The organism is Roseateles sp. GW821-FHT09H11, from assembly GCF_059415845.1.
Genome location: NZ_JBWKOA010000003.1, coordinates 700,515 through 717,097, shown reverse-complemented (window position 1 = coordinate 717,097; position 16,583 = coordinate 700,515). Strand labels below are relative to the sequence as shown.

Annotated in this window: 9 protein-coding genes; 5 read left to right on the top strand and 4 right to left on the bottom strand. The window is 69.6% G+C overall.

The features are described from left to right. Positions 1-3: 3 nt before the first annotated feature. From AC07PR_RS13885 to AC07PR_RS13870, 4 genes are all read right to left on the bottom strand, one after another. Complete coding sequence (locus tag AC07PR_RS13885) at positions 4-2,436, bottom strand: protein kinase domain-containing protein (RefSeq protein ID WP_495135627.1); 2,433 nt, start codon at positions 2,434-2,436, stop codon at positions 4-6. Continuing rightward, positions 2,433-4,340, bottom strand: a complete 1,908-nt coding sequence (locus tag AC07PR_RS13880) for a serine/threonine protein kinase (RefSeq protein ID WP_483107236.1) — start codon at positions 4,338-4,340, stop codon at positions 2,433-2,435. Before AC07PR_RS13880 ends, AC07PR_RS13885 begins: the two co-directional genes overlap by 4 nt. Positions 4,341-4,445: 105 nt before the next feature. After that, on the bottom strand, positions 4,446-8,456 hold the full coding sequence (gene hrpA, locus AC07PR_RS13875) for an ATP-dependent RNA helicase HrpA (protein ID WP_495135626.1): 4,011 nt from the start codon (positions 8,454-8,456) through the stop codon (positions 4,446-4,448). 53 nt (positions 8,457-8,509) lie between these two features. Continuing rightward, positions 8,510-8,923: a VOC family protein gene (locus AC07PR_RS13870; RefSeq protein ID WP_495135625.1), complete on the bottom strand. Its 414-nt coding sequence runs from the start codon at positions 8,921-8,923 to the stop codon at positions 8,510-8,512. Positions 8,924-9,033: 110 nt separating this feature from the next. Here AC07PR_RS13870 and argA point away from each other — a divergent pair, with 110 nt between their 5' ends. The 5 genes from argA to dnaG all read left to right on the top strand — a co-directional run bounded on the left by argA (position 9,034) and on the right by dnaG (position 16,256). After that, a complete protein-coding gene (gene argA, locus AC07PR_RS13865) occupies positions 9,034-10,374 on the top strand; it encodes an amino-acid N-acetyltransferase (protein ID WP_483107239.1) in 1,341 nt (446 codons plus the stop codon). 117 nt (positions 10,375-10,491) lie between these two features. Continuing rightward, on the top strand, positions 10,492-10,764 hold the full coding sequence (locus tag AC07PR_RS13860; protein WP_088403658.1) for an oxidative damage protection protein: 273 nt from the start codon (positions 10,492-10,494) through the stop codon (positions 10,762-10,764). A gap of 261 nt (positions 10,765-11,025) precedes the next feature. After that, positions 11,026-11,328 carry an H-NS histone family protein gene (locus AC07PR_RS13855; RefSeq protein WP_377152839.1) on the top strand — a complete coding sequence of 101 codons (303 nt, stop codon included), beginning with the start codon at positions 11,026-11,028 and terminating at the stop codon, positions 11,326-11,328. Between the two features lie 296 nt (positions 11,329-11,624). Next, positions 11,625-14,180, top strand: a complete 2,556-nt coding sequence (locus AC07PR_RS13850; protein ID WP_495135624.1) for a putative bifunctional diguanylate cyclase/phosphodiesterase — start codon at positions 11,625-11,627, stop codon at positions 14,178-14,180. 9 nt (positions 14,181-14,189) lie between these two features. Then, complete coding sequence (gene dnaG / locus AC07PR_RS13845; RefSeq protein ID WP_495135623.1) at positions 14,190-16,256, top strand: DNA primase; 2,067 nt, start codon at positions 14,190-14,192, stop codon at positions 16,254-16,256. Positions 16,257-16,583: the final 327 nt, after the last annotated feature.

The window sequence follows — 16,583 nt, the reverse complement described above, 5'->3', positions numbered from 1 at the left end:
GGCTCAGCTCGCCTGCTTGAAGGCCATCACGGCCTGGTTGCGCAGCGTGCGCAGCAGCGACAGCTGTTTCTCGTCGAGCACCACGCTGCCCGGCTCCGTCTTGTCCGCGTAGATCATCGCGAACGGCGCGCCGCGCAGCGCCATCGGCAGGATCAGGAAGCTGTGCGCCTTGGCCCCGCTGAGGAACCATGGCGGCAGCCGCTCGGCGATCTTTGGCTGGGAGGCGTCGGCGATCAGCGTGTCCACACCCTTCGTGCAGATCGCCGTGAACAGGTCCGCCGGCAGGCCCGGCATCACCCGCAACGGGACGCGGAACAGCGGCACCACCGCCTCCACCCCGTCGCCCAGGCCGAAGCGGCCGGTGAGCGTCTCGGTCTTCGGATCGCGCAGGCAGAAGATCACCCGGCGGAAACCCAGCCCGCGGTACATCGTCTCCAGGATCATCCGCAGGATCTCGTTGAGCTTGAAGCTCTCGACCATCGCGTTGGTGATGTCCTGGATGCCCGCGGCCAGCGTCGCCGCCGCCTGCTCGGGCGGGATCACGCCGGCCGGCGCCTGCCCGTCCACCATCGTCGCCTGCAGCTGGTGCGGCGAGAGGGTGTCCTCCGCCGACGGCGTCAGCGGCGCCAGCAGGCGCTGCGCCGGCGAGTTCTTCGCCAGCTTGATGTCCATCGCCTGTGCCAGCTGCGTCAGCCGCTGCCGCGCCTGGTCCGCCGCGGCCTCGAAGGCCTTGGCCTCGACACCCAGCGCGCGTGCGTAGCGCTGCGCCATCGCGCGCACCTTGGCATGCGCCTCGGCGGGATCGCTGTTCAGGATGACGTCCGCGACATCGTTGCTCGCGCGGCCCAGCCAGCGCATCCGGTCCGTCGAGTGCTCCACCAGCCGCGTCGGCGCGTCACCGTCGGGCCGCTGCATGCTGCGCTGCAGGGTGTCCGGGAAACCCCATTGCCGGGCCACGCCCAGGCCGAGGCTCTCGTAGCTCAGCCCCAGCACCTGCGCGGAGGCCGCGGCCTCGCTCAGCGGCGGCGCGGCCTGCTCGCCCATGCCGCGCTCGGGCCGCACGACGCGGCGCACCTGCTGCGCCTCCTCGGGCAGGTAGAACTCGGCCAGCAGCCGGCCCAGGCCCTGGAACATCGTGGCGAGGAAGGACTCCTCGTTCTCGCGCGGCACCAGGCACAGCTCGCGCGCCAGCGAGCCCGCCATCAGCGAGCGGAGGAACTCCTCCTTCAGGCGCTGCGCGTGGCCCTTGTTCTCCATCCGCTCCAGCAGCACCAGCGACAGCGCCAGGTTGCGGATGCCGCCGAAGCCCACCAGCGCCACCGCGCGCGACACCGTGCTGATGTGCCCGCCGCCCGCGTGGCTGAACTGCACCGTGTTGACCAGGCGCAGCAGCTTGTTGGTCAGCGCGACGTCCTTGAGGATCTCGTTGGAGAGCGAGGTGAGGCTCTCGTTCTCCGACTGCGTCATCCGCTGGATGCGCGTCACCGAGTCGGCCATCGCGGGGAAGTCGCTGCGATGCCGCATGCGGCGAAGCAGGAACTCCAGCGTGGCGCTGCCGCCCTCGCCCGCCTCGGGCGCCTCGCTGGCCGGATGCAGCCACGCGGCCAGCGCGTCGTGAAAGGCCTTGGCATCGGCCCAGCGCTGCGACGATTCGCGCGACAGGCCGCGCAGCAGCACGGCGCGCAACGCGTCGTCGCTGTCGGGTCCGAGATCGGCCGGCGGATCCAGCGTCTGCTCCATCGCGCGGCGCACCGCGCGCCACGGATCGGGGTCGTAGTTGAGCCGCTGGCCGGACAGCATCTCGCTGAGCATCACGGCCGCCGCGAACACGTCCATCACCGGCGAGGCGGCGTCGCCCCGGGCCGCTTCCGGCGAGATGTAGCCCGGCGTGCCGACGATGCGGTTGGGGCGCGGGGCCGCGCCGGCCGTACCGCCCGCACCGGTCGCATTGACCGCACCGGGCTGGATGCGCCCGGCGATGCCGAAGTCCATCACCTTGGGCCGGCCGGTCGAGTCGATCAGGATGTTGGACGGCTTCAGGTCGCGGTGCACGACGCCCGCCTGGTGCGCCGCGTGCAGCCCGTCGAGGATGCCCAGCATCATCGCGACGGCCTCGCGCGCCGGCAGCCGGCCGCGCTGGCGCAGCCGCTCGGTCAGCGTGCCGCCGGGCACGTACTCGAAGACCATGTAGGCCTGGCCGCCTTCGATGTCCGCCTCGAAGACCGGCACGATGTTGGGATGCGTCAGCCGGCTGACCGCGCGCGCCTCATGCAGCCAGGCGTCCACGCTCGCGCGGTCGACGGCCTGCGTCAGCACCTTCAGCGCGACCTCGCGATCCAGCCGCGGATCGTGGGCGAGCCAGACCACCGCCTGGGCGCCCTGCCCCAGGCTGCGCAATGGCTTGAATCGCCCGACGGCGGGCGGCATGGCGGTCATGGTCGGTCCTTGCCGGGCTCGGAAGCGCCGGTCGGCGATCCTGGCTGGGCGGTACTGTTCGCGTTGTTGTTGGCAGTCTTCATGCCCGCGGGAGCGGGAGCGCCGGACTCGGCACGCTCGCGCAGCCGGGAGCGCGGCGCCGCGGTCGCGGCCGCGCCGACGGCCGGATCGCTCATCGCGCCGAGGCCGCTCTCGCCGGCGTCGGTGATCGCGCCGCTGGTGCCGAGCGCGTCGTAGATCTCGCGCAGGCCCAGCCCGAGCGCGCGCGCATAACGCCGCGTCGCGAGCTCGATCGCCGCCTGGCGCTTGCGCTCCGGCAGCGCGAGCGCGTCCACCAGTTCGTTGGCCAGGCTGCAGGTCAGCCGCAGCAGCTCCGTGTCGCCGTCGGCATGGCGCACCGGCGCCTCCTGCGGCTGGCGGCGCATCATGTGCTGCAGCTCGTCGCCGAGGCCCCAGTACCGGGCGACGGCCAGTCCGAGGCTCTCCAGATCGCAGCCCAGCACCGCGTAGGCGGCGGACTGCTCGCTCATGCCGCGCGGGTTGGGGTTGTCCTCGGTCGCTTCCGGCGCGACCTGCAGTTGGCGGATCTGCTGCGCATCGTCGGGGAAGTGGTACTGCACCAGCAGCCGCCCCAGGTTCTGCATCAGCGAGATCAGGTAGATCACCTCGCCGTCGTACCCGGCCGGACGCAGCGCCTGCGCCACCTGACCGGCGCGCTGCACGCGGCGCATCACGCTCTGCATGAACTGCGCCTGGCCTTCGTTCATCGGACCGGGCCAGGGCTTGAGCGCCCGCGCCGCGTCCTCCAGCCCGTTCAGGCCCAGCATCGCGATCGCGCGCTGCAGGTTGAGCACCGTGCCGCCGCTGGTCGGGCCCTGCTGGCGCAGCGCGTTGTTGACGCGCCGGATCAGCTCCAGCGCCAGCGCCATGTCCTTCAGCGCCATCGACGCCAGCTGGCTGCCGTGCTGGCCTGCCATCGCCGACGAGGACACCGTCGTCACCAGCCGGGCCGAGGTGCTCGGCAGATGGCCGAAGCGCTGCATCTTGTCCTTCAGCAGCGCGATCGGGCCGCCGTCGTCCTGCTCGGCCGACAGCCGCCAGCCGTCCAGCGCGCGCCAGAAGCTGCGCGCCAGGTGGTAACGCTGGCGCGTCTGCCGATCGCTGGCGCGGTTGACGATGGCGCGCAGCGGCTCGGGGATCGCATAGGGGGTTTCCCAGCCCAGGCGCACGAGGTCATGCCCCTGCGGCTGCATGCGCTGGAGCACGACCTGCAGGTCGGACTCCTCCAGCACCGGCTTGCCGCTGAGCAGACGGTGCAGCACCAGGCCGACGCAGACGACGTCCTCCTCGGCGGCCTCGCGCGCGGCGCGGCGCGTGGTGGTGTTGAAGTCGGCATTCGGCGGCACGACCTCCTGCGCGACCTCGAGCCCCAGGACGCGGACGTGGTTCGCGCCGTCGACGACGATGTGGGCCAGCTGGATGTCGCGGTGCGCATGGCCGGCCTCGTGCGCGAAGGCCAGGCCCTCGAGCGCCTGCGCGGCCCAGCCGGCGGCGTCCAGCGGCAGCGGCGGCGCGCCGCGGGCGATGCGCTCCTCCAGCGTCTCGCCCAGCGCGCGGTCGTAGGCGACGTAGGGCCACGGATCGACGCGGCCAGTCTCGACGACATGCGCCAGGTTCGGATGATGGATGCGCGACGCGCCGTCGACCGTCTTCAGCCAGTGCAGCATCGCCGCCTCGCTGTTGGGCTTCTCGCGCGGCATCATCAGGAACAGCTCCTGGCCGCTCTGCGGGTCGAAGACCACCCACAGCATCGAGCGCAGGCTCTTGTGCAGCAGCCCGCGGAGCTCGAAGCGGCCGAAGCGCCGCATCGGGGCGGCGGAGGATGTTGTGGTGTTGTCAGACACGAGCGATGTGCGGCACCCGACGGTGCAGGGCCACGGACCTTTTGTAGCTTGAATTGGACCGAAAACCCGAGATCCCCGCCTGAAGAACTGGGGGGGATTCTCCGCTCAGTTCTGTAACTGCGCCCACACCTTTTCCAGGCGCTTGACGCTGACGGGCTGCGGTGTCCTCAGTTCCTGCGCGAACAGGCTGACCCGCAATTCCTCGAGCTGCCAGCGGAAATCCTCCACCCGCGCGTCGGTCGTGCCCTTGAGTTCCGCCAGGCGGCGCGACCAGCGCTGCTCCAGCGGACGGAGCTCCGAGAGCAGCTTCGCGTCGCGCGGCGCGTCGGCACGCAGCTTGTCCAGGCGCAGCGTGATCGCCTTCAGGTAGCGCGGGAAGTGCTGCAGCTGGCTCCACGGCGTCTGCAGCACGAAGCGCTTGGGCATCAGCCGCTGCAGTTGCGCCTGCAGGTCCTCGACCACGTCCTTGGGCGCCGTGCGTGCATCCTTGAGCTTGCGCAGCGCGGCCTGGTACTCGATCAGCACGTTGAAGGCGAGGCGGGCCACCTCCTGCGCGATCAGGTTGAGGCGGGCACGGCCTTCCTCGAGCCGGGCCTTGAAAGTGAACTCGTCGACCGGCAACGGGTCGGACAGGAAGGCGCGCTCCAGCGCGACCGCGATGATCTGGTCGCGCAGCTCCTCGGCGGTGCCCAGGCTCATGTAGGCGACCGACATCTGCGTCAGGTCGGGGATGTTCTTCTCCAGGTACTTCAGCGGTTCCTTGAGCTGCAGCGCGACCAGGCGGCGCAGGCCGGCACGGTGCTTCGCGGCGGCGATCTCGGGCTCGTCGAAGACTTCGATCTCGACGTGCTGACCCTTGTCGATCAGCGCCGGGAAACCGATCAGCGTCTGCGGGCCGCGCTTGATCTCCATGAGCTCGGGGAGTTCGCCGAAGGTCCAGGACGTGTAGGTCTTGGCGGCGTCGGTCGCGGGTTTGGTCGGTGGGATCACCGTCGCCTTGATGCCGCGGGAGGGCTGGCCGTCGCTTGACGTCGGCCGTCCCCCGTCGACCGCAGCCCTCACCCCTGCCCTCTCCCGCGAGCGGGAGAGGGAGTCGTCAGAGCCTCGGCGTTCCAGGGAATCTTCCGAGCCTTGCTGCTTGGAGGAGTCTCCCGGACCGTGGAGCTTGAGCGCGGCGAGGGCCTGGAAGGCGGAGCGCGCTTGGGTGCCGAGCTCTGCCTTCAGCGTCGCGAGGTTGCGGCCCTGGCCGAGTTGCCGCCCGTGCTCGTCGACGACGCGGATGTTCATGAACAGATGCGCGGGCAACTGCTCCAGCTTGAAGTCGTTGCGCTGCACGGCGACCTGCGAGCGCTCTTTCACCGCCTTGAGCAGCACGTCGACCAGGCCGCCCTGTGCGAACGCATTCAGCTCGACGAACTCGGCGACGAACTCGGGCAGCGGTGTCAGCCGGTTGCGCGGCTTCTGGTGCAGGCTCTTGAGCAGCGCCGTCACCTTGGCCTCGAGCATGCCGGGCACCAGCCAGTCGACGCGCTCGTCGCTGACCTGGTTGAGCGCGTAGATCGGCACGGTGACGGTCAGGCCGTCGCGCGCGTCGCCGGGCTGGTGCAGGTAGGTCGCGCTGCAGTCGACGCCGCCCAGGCGGATCGTCTTCGGGAAGGCATTGCTCGTCACGCCGGCGGCCTCGTGCCGCATCAGCTCGTCGCGGCTGAGCTGCAGCAGGCGCGGGTTGGCCTTGCTGGCCTCGCGGAACCACTTCTCCAGCGTCACGCCGGAGTACACGTCCGCCGGCAGCTGCTGATCGTAGAAGGCGTAGATCAGCTCGTCGTCGACCAGCACGTCCTGACGGCGCGACTTGTGTTCGAGCTCCTCGACCTTGGCGATCTGCTTCTGGTTGTGGGCCAGGAAGGGCAGCCGCGTCTCCCAGTCGCCGTTGACCAGCGCCTCGCGGATGAAGATCTCGCGCGCGGCGACGGCGTCGACGCGACCGAAGTTCACCCGCTTGTTGTTGTAGAGCACGATGCCGTAGAGCGTCGCGCGTTCCAGCGCGACGACCTCGGCGGCCTTCTTCTCCCAGTGCGGTTCCAGCAGCTGGGTCTTGATCAGGTGGCCGGCGATGCCGGGCAGCCACTGCGGCTCGATCGCCGCGATGCCGCGGCCGAACAGCCGCGTCGTGTCCACCAGCTCCGCTGCGACGATCCAGCGTCCCGGCTTCTTGCTCAGGTGCGCGCCCGGATGGCGCCAGAACTTGATGCCGCGCGCGCCCAGGTACCAGTCGTCGTCATCGGCCTTGACGCCGATGTTGCCCAGCAGGCCGGCCAGCATCGACAGGTGGACCTGCTCGTAGGTCGCCGGGGCGCCGTTCAGGCGCCAGCCGTGCTCGGCGATCACCGTGTGCAGCTGCGAGTAGATGTCGCGCCACTCGCGCACGCGGCGCGGGTTGACGAAGTTGTCGCGCAGCAGTTGCTCCTGCTTGCGGTTGGAGAGCTTGTGCTCCCCTTCCCCTCCGCGGGACTCTCCAAGCCACTTCCACAGCTTCAGGTAGCCCATGAACTCCGACTTCTCGTCGTCGAACTTCTTGTGCTTCTCGTCGGCCTGCTGTTGCTGCTCCATCGGGCGATCACGCACGTCCTGACCGGACAGCGCGCTGGCGATGATCAGCACCTCGCTCAGCGCGTCGCGCTGGCGGGCCTCCAGGATCATCCGGCCAACGCGCGGATCCAGCGGCAGCTTCGACAGCTCATGGCCCATCGGCGTGAGCTCGTTGCGCTCGTCGACGGCGCCCAGCTCGTTGAGCAGCTGGTAGCCGTCGGCCACCGCCTTGCGCGGCGGCGGCTCGATGAAGGGGAAGTCCTCGACCTGCCCCAGATGCAGCGACTTCATCCGCAGGATCACGCCCGCGAGCGAGCTGCGCAGGATTTCGGGATCGGTGAAGCGCGGCCGGGAGAGATAGTCCTTCTCGTCGTACAGCCGGATGCAGGTGCCGTTGCTGACGCGGCCGCAGCGGCCCGCGCGCTGGTTGGCCGCCGCCTGGCTGATGTTCTCGATCTGCAGCTGCTCGACCTTGTTGCGGTAGCTGTAGCGCTTGACGCGCGCCAGGCCGGGGTCGATCACGTAGCGGATGCCGGGCACCGTCAGCGAGGTCTCGGCCACGTTGGTCGCCAGCACGATGCGCGGCTGGCCGTGCGGCTGGAAGACGCGGTTCTGCTCCTGCTCGGACAGTCGCGCGAACAGCGGCAGCACCTCGACGCCGGGCGGATGGTGCTTGCGCAGCGCCTCGGCGGCCTCGCGGATCTCGCGCTCGCCGGGCAGGAAGACCAGCACATCGCCGCGACCGTCGCGCCAGAGCTCGTCGACCGCGTCGCAGATGGCGTCGTTGACGTCGTACTCGCGCGATTCCTCGAAGGGGCGATAGCGCTGCTCGACGGGGAACAGCCGTCCCGACACCATCAACACCGGCGCCGGTCCCTTCGCCGACGCGAAGTGCTGGGCGAAGCGGTCCGCGTCGATGGTCGCGGAGGTCACGACCACCTTCAGGTCGGGCCGGCGCGGCAGGATCTCGCGCAGGTAGCCGAGCAGGAAGTCGATGTTGAGGCTGCGTTCGTGCGCCTCGTCGATGATCAGCGTGTCGTAGGCGCTGAGCAGCGGATCGGTCTGGGTCTCGGCCAGCAGGATGCCGTCCGTCATCAGCTTGACCGAGGCGCCCGGCTGCAGCCGGTCCTGGAAGCGGACCTTGTAGCCGACGACGTCGCCCAGGGGCGACTTGAGCTCTTCGGCGATGCGCTTGGCGACGCTGGAGGCCGCGATCCGGCGCGGCTGCGTGTGGCCGATCAGGCCGCCGCCGTTGCCGCGGCCCCGGCCCATGGCCAGCGCGATCTTGGGCAACTGCGTCGTCTTGCCGGAGCCGGTCTCGCCGCAGACGATCACCACCTGGTGCTCGGCCATCGCCCGCATGATCTCCTCGCGACGGCCGGAGACCGGCAGCGATTCGGGGAACTCGATCGGCGGGATCGGGGTGGCGGGCGCCGCGGGGCGGCGAGGTCCGGCCTGGCGCGGCGGACGCGGCGGGCGGGGAGGACGCGAAGGCGGCGCGGCGGGGGCGTTGGTGTCTTGACTCACGGGGCGCGGATTATCTCGCGCCCCGCGACAACGGGCCGGACGTCAGGTCACCCTCATTTCTTTTCGTCGGGCATCTCGGCATAGGTGATCACGTTGATCACCGCGCCCTGCGGGTCCTGCAGCGTCGCCATGCGGCCGACGGTGGGCACTTCCATGATCTCCATGAGCACCTTGCCGCCCATCGCCTTGGCCTGGGCCACCGTCTCGTCGACGTTGTCCACCGTGACGTAGATCCCCCAGGCGGGCGGCATGCCCTGCTGCGGGCAGGCCATCAGGCCGCCGATGGCGTCGTCCGCCCCGCGCGCCTTGATCACGTGGTACGGCGGCGCGTCCGCCGGACCGCCCGGCATCGGCATGGCCTCGATCGTCCAGCCGAACAGCTTGCCGTAGAACTCGGACGCTTTCTTCGTGTCGGTCGTCATCAACTCCGACCAGCTGAAGGCACCATGCGTCTTGAAGACTTCCATGTCTCGCTCCGGGGGGTGTTGCGGAGGCGCCATGCTCCGCTCCCGCACAGCGTCCCGCAAGTGACCTTGCCGCCGCGTTGCAGGGACAGCCTGTTGCACAATCCGCGCCCATGAGCCTGGTCTTCCCCCATACCTTCGTGCCGTGGTTTCGCGCGGTGGCCCCTTATATCCATGCGTATCGCGGAGAAACCTTCGTCGTCGGCATGACCGGGGAAATGATCGCCGCCGGCAAGCTCAACAGCTTCGTCCAGGACCTGGCCATCATGCATGCGATGGGCATCAAGATCGTGCTGGTCCACGGTTTCCGCCCGCAGGTGAACGAACAGCTCGCCCTCAAGGGCCACCCGCCGCAATACAGCCACGGGATGCGCATCACGGACGGCATTGCGCTGGACAGCGCCCAGGAAGCCGCCGGTCAATTGCGATTCGAAATCGAAGCGGCCTTTTCCCAGGGCCTGCCGAACACGCCGATGGCCAATTCCACGGTGCGCGTGGTGTCGGGCAATTTCCTGACCGCGCGGCCGGTCGGCATCGTCGACGGCGTCGATTTCAAGCACTCCGGCATCGTGCGCCGCGTGGATGCCGCCGCGATCCAGCGCGCCATCGATATCGGCGCCATCGTGCTGATGTCGCCGTTCGGTTTCTCGCCCACCGGCGACGCCTTCAATCTGATGATGGAAGACGTCGCGACCGAAACCGCGATCGCGCTGCAGGCCGACAAGCTGCTGTTCATGACCGAGGTCGAGGGCGTGCGCGAAAACCCCGAGGACCCGGAAAGCGCGATCGACACGGAACTGGCGCTGGCCGACGCGAAACGGCTGATCGCCAAACTCCCGCCGCCGACGCAGCCGACCGACGTCGGTTTCTATCTCAAGTACTGCGTGAAGGCCTGCGAATCGGGCGTCGAACGCTCGCACATCCTGCCTTTCGTCGTCGACGGCGCGATCCTGCAGGAGGTCTATACCCACGACGGCATCGGCACGATGGTCGTCGATGAAAAACTCGAAAGCCTGCGCGAGGCGACGCACGACGATATCGGCAGCCTGATCGCGCTGATCGAACCGTTCGAGCGCGACGGCACGCTGGTCAAACGCGAACGCAGCGAAATCGAACGCGACATCGAGACCTATACCGTCATCGAGCACGACGGCGTGATATTCGGCTGCGCCGCGCTGCATCCCTATCAGGAGGCGCGCACCGCCGAAATGGCGGCACTGACCGTGTCCAGCGCCGTGCAAGGCCAGGGCGACGGCGAACGCATCCTCAAGCGCATCGAGCAGCGCGCCAAGGCCATGGGCCTGACCAGCGTCTTCGTGCTGACCACGCGCACCATGCACTGGTTCATCAAGCGCGGATTCCAGCCGGTCGACCCGAACTGGCTGCCCGAGGAACGCAAGCGCAAATACAACTGGGACCGGCGTTCGCAGGTCCTCGTCAAGAAACTCGCCTGATCCGCGATCCCCTCACCCTCCCCAGGATCCCGTCATCCGGGATCGATCCCGCGGCAGCGGCCCAGCGTCGGCCGGCTGCCGCACTCCCCCAACACTTTTTGAGCATCGAGGTTTGATATGGCCCGCACCGTCCAATGCGTTTATCTGAAGAAGGAAGCCGAGGGCATGGACTTTCCCATCTATCCCGGCGAACTCGGCAAGCGCATCTATGAGAACGTGTCCAAGGAAGCCTGGGCCGCGTGGATGAAGCACCAGACCATGCTGGTCAACGAAAACCGCCTGAATCTGGCCGACCAGCGCGCGCGTCAATACCTCGCGCGGCAGATGGAACAGTTCTTCTTCGGCGGCGGCGCGGAACAGCCCGCCGGATATGTCCCGCCGACGGAGTGATTTCCCCATCGCGGTGCGCGGCGGGGTCCGATTCCGGGGCATTTCCGCACCACCGATCCAGGTGACGCCATCGTCAACTCGTGTCAGGCGAGACACGTTTCCTGACAGTTGATCCGCTGGAAACTCAAGGAAATGCCGTTTCAGCGTGCCGTTTCAACGCCGGCCCGGGAATTTACCCCCTTGCGGTGATACTCGATTCCCTGCCTATAATGCGGCATTCCCTTTCGAGGGAGCCGTTGAACTACGCGAGGAATTGCATAAATGGCATCGCTCAAAGACCTCCTGGCCCAGCGGGCCGCCCTCGAACAGCAAATCGCGGAAACCCAGGACCGCGAACGGTCCGACGCGATCGGCAAAGTCAAGTCGCTGATGCAGGAATACGGCCTGACGGTCGCCGACCTGACCGCCCGCGCCGCCAAGACCGGCACGCCGAAGTCCTCCAAGGTGGCCGCGAAGTATCGCAATCAAGCCACCGGCGAAACCTGGAGCGGCCGCGGCCTGCAGCCGAAATGGCTGAAGGCCGCCATTTCCGGCGGCGCCAAGCTGGAAGATTTCGTGATCTGAGCGCCAGGATCCGAGGGCGACCCGCCTTCCGGCACCATGAAAGCCACCTTCGGGTGGCTTTCTGCTTTTCGGCTGCTGCTTTTCAACTGCTGCTTTTCAGCTGCTGCTTTTCGGCTGCCACTTGTCGTCGCCGCGTCCGGCGAGGCACCCTCATTCCGGGGGGGAGCGCCACCCCCGGCAGGGATAGCGCTGACCGGCCACCGTCGGCGCAGGGCTAGCATGCCTGCCGGTCCCACCCCGCGTCCCGCGCGGGCCCGCTCTTTCCCTCCTACCCCGCCGCCATCTTGAAGTCCGAGTTGTCCGCCCCCGCCGGCTGGGCCCCGCCCGCCCTGCCTCGACGCCTGCCCGCGGTGGCGCCGGCCGTGCTGTTGGTGGCCGCCACAGCCCTGCTGCTGGTCGCCGGCGCGCTGTGGCCGACCTGGCGCGCGGTGGCCTGGTGGCTGCTGCCCTTGCTCGGCCTGGGTGCGGTCCTGCACGCGCGCGCGCTGCGGCAGCGCGCGCTCGATGAGCGCCGCGAATGGCGCACCAAGATCGACGAGGCCGGCCTGTCCCTGGCGCAATGGATCCCCGGCGAATCGGTCGCGATGTCGCCCGGCTGGCAGACGCGGCTGGGACCGCTCGATCCCGCCGATCCCCTGGCCTGGCTGACGCAGGTGCACGCCGTCGACCGGATGAAGCTCGAGGAACGCCTGCCCGCATTGCTGCAGGGCGGGCAGACGGCCGGGCCGCGGAACACCGACCACCAGGATCCGACGGCGCACGAGCCCGACACGCTGCATGACACGCTGCACCACGCGCTGCGCCTGCCCGACGAGGACGGCGGCTGGGTCTGGCACGAACTGCGGCTGCGCGTCGCGCGCCGCGACCCCCGCGGCCGCGCCCGCCAGGTGCTGGCCAGCCTGCAGGACATCCAGTGGCGCCGTACCGCCGAGGAGCGCCAGCGGATGAGCAGCGGGCTGTTCCAGCACATGCACGAAGGCCTCGCGATCACCGACCTCGAGCACCGGCTGCTCGACGCCAACCCGGCGTACTGGACGCTGATGGCCGCGCTGCTGGAGCCGCCCGCGGGCCTGGTCCTCGAGAATGACGGCCAGACGCCGGACACCGCCGAGGCGCTGCGCCGCCGGATGCTCGGTCACCCGGCGCTGCCGATGGACGAGGCGCAACTGCGCCGCGCCGGCCACGATCCCGACGCGATCGCCGAAGCGCTGGCCGATCCCGCCGGCCATTGGCACGGCCTGGTCAAGGTCCGCGCGGCTGGCGGCCAGCCCCGGACGCTGCGGCTGACCGTGTCCTCGATCCCCGAGCCCGACGGCCCGCCCCGCTACCGCGTGCTGGCGCTGAGCGACCTGACGCAGGAACTGCAGCGGCAGCAGGCGCTGGAGCGGCTGGGCCGCTTCGACCTGCTGACCGGCCTGCCCAACGAGCAGGAATTCCAGCGCCGGCTGCAGGCCGCGCTCCACACCAGCCGCCAGGTCGGACCGGGGTTCATGCTGTGCGTCGCGCGCGTGGACCTGGACGGCTTCGCCGCCTTCAACCGGCGTCACGGCATCGTCCGCGCGGACCAGGCGATGCGGGAACTCGCCCGGCGCCTGACGCTCGCGCTGCGCCAGGCGCCGCAGTGGTCGGACGAGGTCGCCCGGCTCGGCGGCGATGAATTCGGCCTGCTGCTGCGCGTGCAGAGCCTCGAGGAAGCCCAGCAGGCGCTGGACCGGCTCGTGCAGGTGCTGCGCCGCCCCATCGATCCGGACCACGAGAGCGGCGAGGGCCTTCCCGGCAGCGCGGGCGCGGGCTCGAGTCCAGGCCCGAACAGTGGGGACAGCGGGGACATCGACGGCCACGATGCCGGCGCCGAGGACACCGAGGACGCTCCCGGCGGCGCACTGCGCCTGAGCGCCAGCGTCGGCGCGACGCTGTACCCGCAGGACGGCGGCGAAGCCGAGACGCTGATGCGTCACGCCGCGCACGCGCTGTACCGCGTCAAGCGCAGCGGCCGGGACGGCGTGCAGTTCTTCGACGTCGAGAAGCGCCGCAGCCGCGAGGCGCAAGCCCAGGCCGCGCTGCGTGTGCAGCAGGCGCTGGAGGCCGGTGAACTCTGCCTGTACTACCAGCCGAAGCTGGACCTGGTCAGCGGCGCGCTGCTGGGCGCCGAGGCGCTGCTGCGCTGGCGCCATCCGCAGCGCGGGCTGCTGGCGCCCGCCGCCTTCCTGCCGACCGTCGAGCACAGCGGCATGGCCGCGCAGCTCGGCCATTGGGTGCTGGAGCAGGCGCTGGAGCAGAACCGGCTCTGGCGCGCCGCGGGACTGGACCTGGAGCTCAGCGTCAACATCAGCCCGCGCCACCTGGCGGCGCCGGCCTTCGTGCCGCGGCTCGAGGCGCTGCTGGCGCGCCATCCCGACGTGCCGCCGCACCGGCTGGTGCTGGAGCTGCTCGAGTCCAGCGCGCTCGACGACGTCGCCCACGCGCGCCGCCTGCTGACCGACTGCAAACGCCTCGGCCTGCGCCTGGCGATGGACGACTTCGGCACCGGCTACGCGACGCTGTCGGTGCTCAAGCAGCTGCCGCTGGACCAGCTCAAGATCGATCGCTCCTTCGTGCAGACCATGCTCGTCGATCCGCAGGACCGCGCGCTGGTGCAGGGCGTGATCGCGCTGGCCGGGCAATTCGGCTGCGAACTGGTGGCCGAGGGCGTCGAGTCGCCGGCGCACGCGCAGGCGCTGATCGCGCTGGGCTGCGGCGTCGGCCAGGGCAGCGGCCTGTGCGAGCCGCTGCCGCCGCAGGCGCTGCTCGCCTGGGCGCGACGCCGCACGCCCCTGCCGCCCCGGGAAGTGCCCGTCCAGGCGATCACTTAAAATCCCGCGGTGATCCCGCCCGGCTTTATTCAGGACCTCCTGGCCCGCGTCGACATCGTCGACATCGTGGGCCGCCATGTCGACCTCAAGAAGGCCGGCATCAACCACAAGGGGCTGTGTCCGTTCCACGGCGAGAAGTCGCCGAGCTTCACGGTCAGCCCGTCCCGCCAGACCTACCACTGCTTCGGCTGCGGCCAGCACGGCAACGCCGTCGGCTTCCTGATGGAGCACCTGGGCATCGGCTTCATCGACGCGGTGCGCGACCTCGCGCAGCAGGCCGGCATGCAGGTGCCCGAGGACGACCGCAGCCCGCAGGAGCGCGAGCGCGAGAAGGCGCAGAAGCAGCGCCAGGCGACGCTCACCGAGGTGCTCGCCAAGGCCGGCCAGCACTACCGCCAGCAGCTCAAGGCCAACCCGCGCGCGATCGAGTACCTCAAGGGCCGCGGCCTGACCGGCCAGATCGCGCTGCAGTTCGGGCTGGGTTATGCGCCCGACGGCTGGCGCTCGCTGGCCAACGCCTTCCCGTCCTATGACGATCCGCTGCTGGTCGAGACCGGCATGGTCATCCTGCAGGACGACCCCGGCAAGAGCGAGGCCGAACAGCGCCGCTACGACCGCTTCCGCGACCGCGTGATGTTCCCCATCCGCAATGTGCTCGGCGAGGTCATCGGCTTCGGCGGCCGCGTGCTGGACAAGGGCGAGCCCAAGTACCTGAACTCGCCGGAGACGCCGGTCTTCCACAAGGGGCGCGAGCTCTACGGCCTCTACGAGGCCCGCCCGGCGATGCGCCGGCGCGGCTATGCGCTGGTGGTCGAGGGCTACATGGACGTCGTGGCGCTGGCGCAGCACGGCTTCGGCAACGCGGTCGCGACGCTGGGCACGGCCTGCACGGCGGAGCACGTGCAGAAGCTGTTCCGCTTCACCGAGTCGGTGGTGTTCAGCTTCGACGGCGACGCCGCCGGGCGCCGCGCGGCCGGGCGCGCGCTCGAGGCCGCCCTGCCCCATGCCAACGAGACGCGCACGATCAAGTTCCTGTTCCTGCCGACCGAGCACGACCCCGATTCGTATGTGCGCGAGCTCGGCGCCGACGCGTTCGAACGCTGCGTCGAAGGCGCCGTGCCGCTGTCGCGCCAGTTGATGGAGACCGCCGCCGACGGCTGCGATCTGGGCACGCCGGAAGGTCGCGCGAAGATGCTGAGCGTCGCCAAGCCGCTGTGGGCCGCGCTGCCGGACGGGCTGCTGAAGCGGCAGCTGCTGGGCGAACTCGCCCGCCGCGCGCAGTTGCCGGACGCCGAACTGCAGGCGCTGTGGGCGAACGCGCAAGCGCCGGCGGCCCCCGGCTCGCGTCCGCGCGCGGAACGGCCCGCCGCCCCTCCGAAGGCGGCGCCGCGTGCCCCTTCCCCCTCTTCCGACGGCCCCCACGACGAGCCGTATTTCGACATCCCCGCCTCCGCCTACGGCGACGAGGCCCACGTCGGCGCGGACGACATCCACATTCCTCCGGATGCTTACGGAGCGGGCGCTGGCGCCGCTCCGGCGCCCCAGGCGCAAGTCCAGGGCGAGCGCAAGAAATGGGTGCCCAAGGGCGAATACAAAGGCAAAGGCGGCAAGGGCGACTGGCGCAAGCGCGACCAGGATCCGACCATCGGCATGCCGCTGGAACTGCCCCCGGCGCCGATGAACCTGGCGGTCCGGATGCTGCTGCTGCACGGCGAGCTCTGGCAGCAGATCGGCGAGCAGGACCTGCAGCTGCTGCACGAGCTTCCCGGCGAACACGGCCAGTTGATCGCCTGGCTCGAACGTTCGTTGGTCGACAACGGCCCGGCGCCGTGGGCGGTGCTACAGATCGCCCTGCAGGAGGCCGACCTGATGGACCTCGCGCAGCGCGTCAGCGGCGGCCCGCTGAGCGCACCGCCGCCCGATGAGCATGTGGAGGTCGAGTTCCGCGTCGTGATGCGCAAGCTGTGGGTCGGCAAGCTCCGTGCGGAGGCCGATCGCATCGCGCGCAGCCCGCAACCGGACATGACCCGGTTCCAGGCCTTGCTGCGGCAGATCCGCGAGCTGGAAGCTGCCTGAATACGTTGCCAGAACGTCCATCAGAACGCCCGCCAGATCGGGTGGCAGAACATCAGATAGAACGCGCTTTTTGACCGAATGGGAAAATTCGCAGATAATCTATGGTTTTCGCGCGTCAAGAGTGACCGCAGCGCCAACCGGTCCCCGGCCCCCCACTGACCCTGGGTTCATACACAAAGTGGCCAACTTACACCGCCTGGGCTGCAACAACAAAGGTTCACGCTAACCTTCACGCGCAAAGCCTTGAATGGCAGTCGGTTTGCCCCGATCTGCCATCCGAGGCCTGAGTTCGAGCCGCCTGGCTCGCTCGCGCCGCATAGCCCGCAG

What these genes read in the sequence shown, in the direction of transcription:
- AC07PR_RS13885 (WP_495135627.1), bottom strand. Translation starts at nt 2,436, where the DNA reads ATGACCGCCATGCCGCCCGCCGTCGGGCGATTCAAGCCATTGCGCAGC.
- AC07PR_RS13870 (WP_495135625.1), bottom strand. Translation starts at nt 8,923, where the DNA reads ATGGAAGTCTTCAAGACGCATGGTGCCTTCAGCTGGTCGGAGTTGATG.
- argA (WP_483107239.1), top strand. Translation starts at nt 9,034, where the DNA reads ATGAGCCTGGTCTTCCCCCATACCTTCGTGCCGTGGTTTCGCGCGGTG.
- AC07PR_RS13860 (WP_088403658.1), top strand. Translation starts at nt 10,492, where the DNA reads ATGGCCCGCACCGTCCAATGCGTTTATCTGAAGAAGGAAGCCGAGGGC.
- AC07PR_RS13855 (WP_377152839.1), top strand. Translation starts at nt 11,026, where the DNA reads ATGGCATCGCTCAAAGACCTCCTGGCCCAGCGGGCCGCCCTCGAACAG.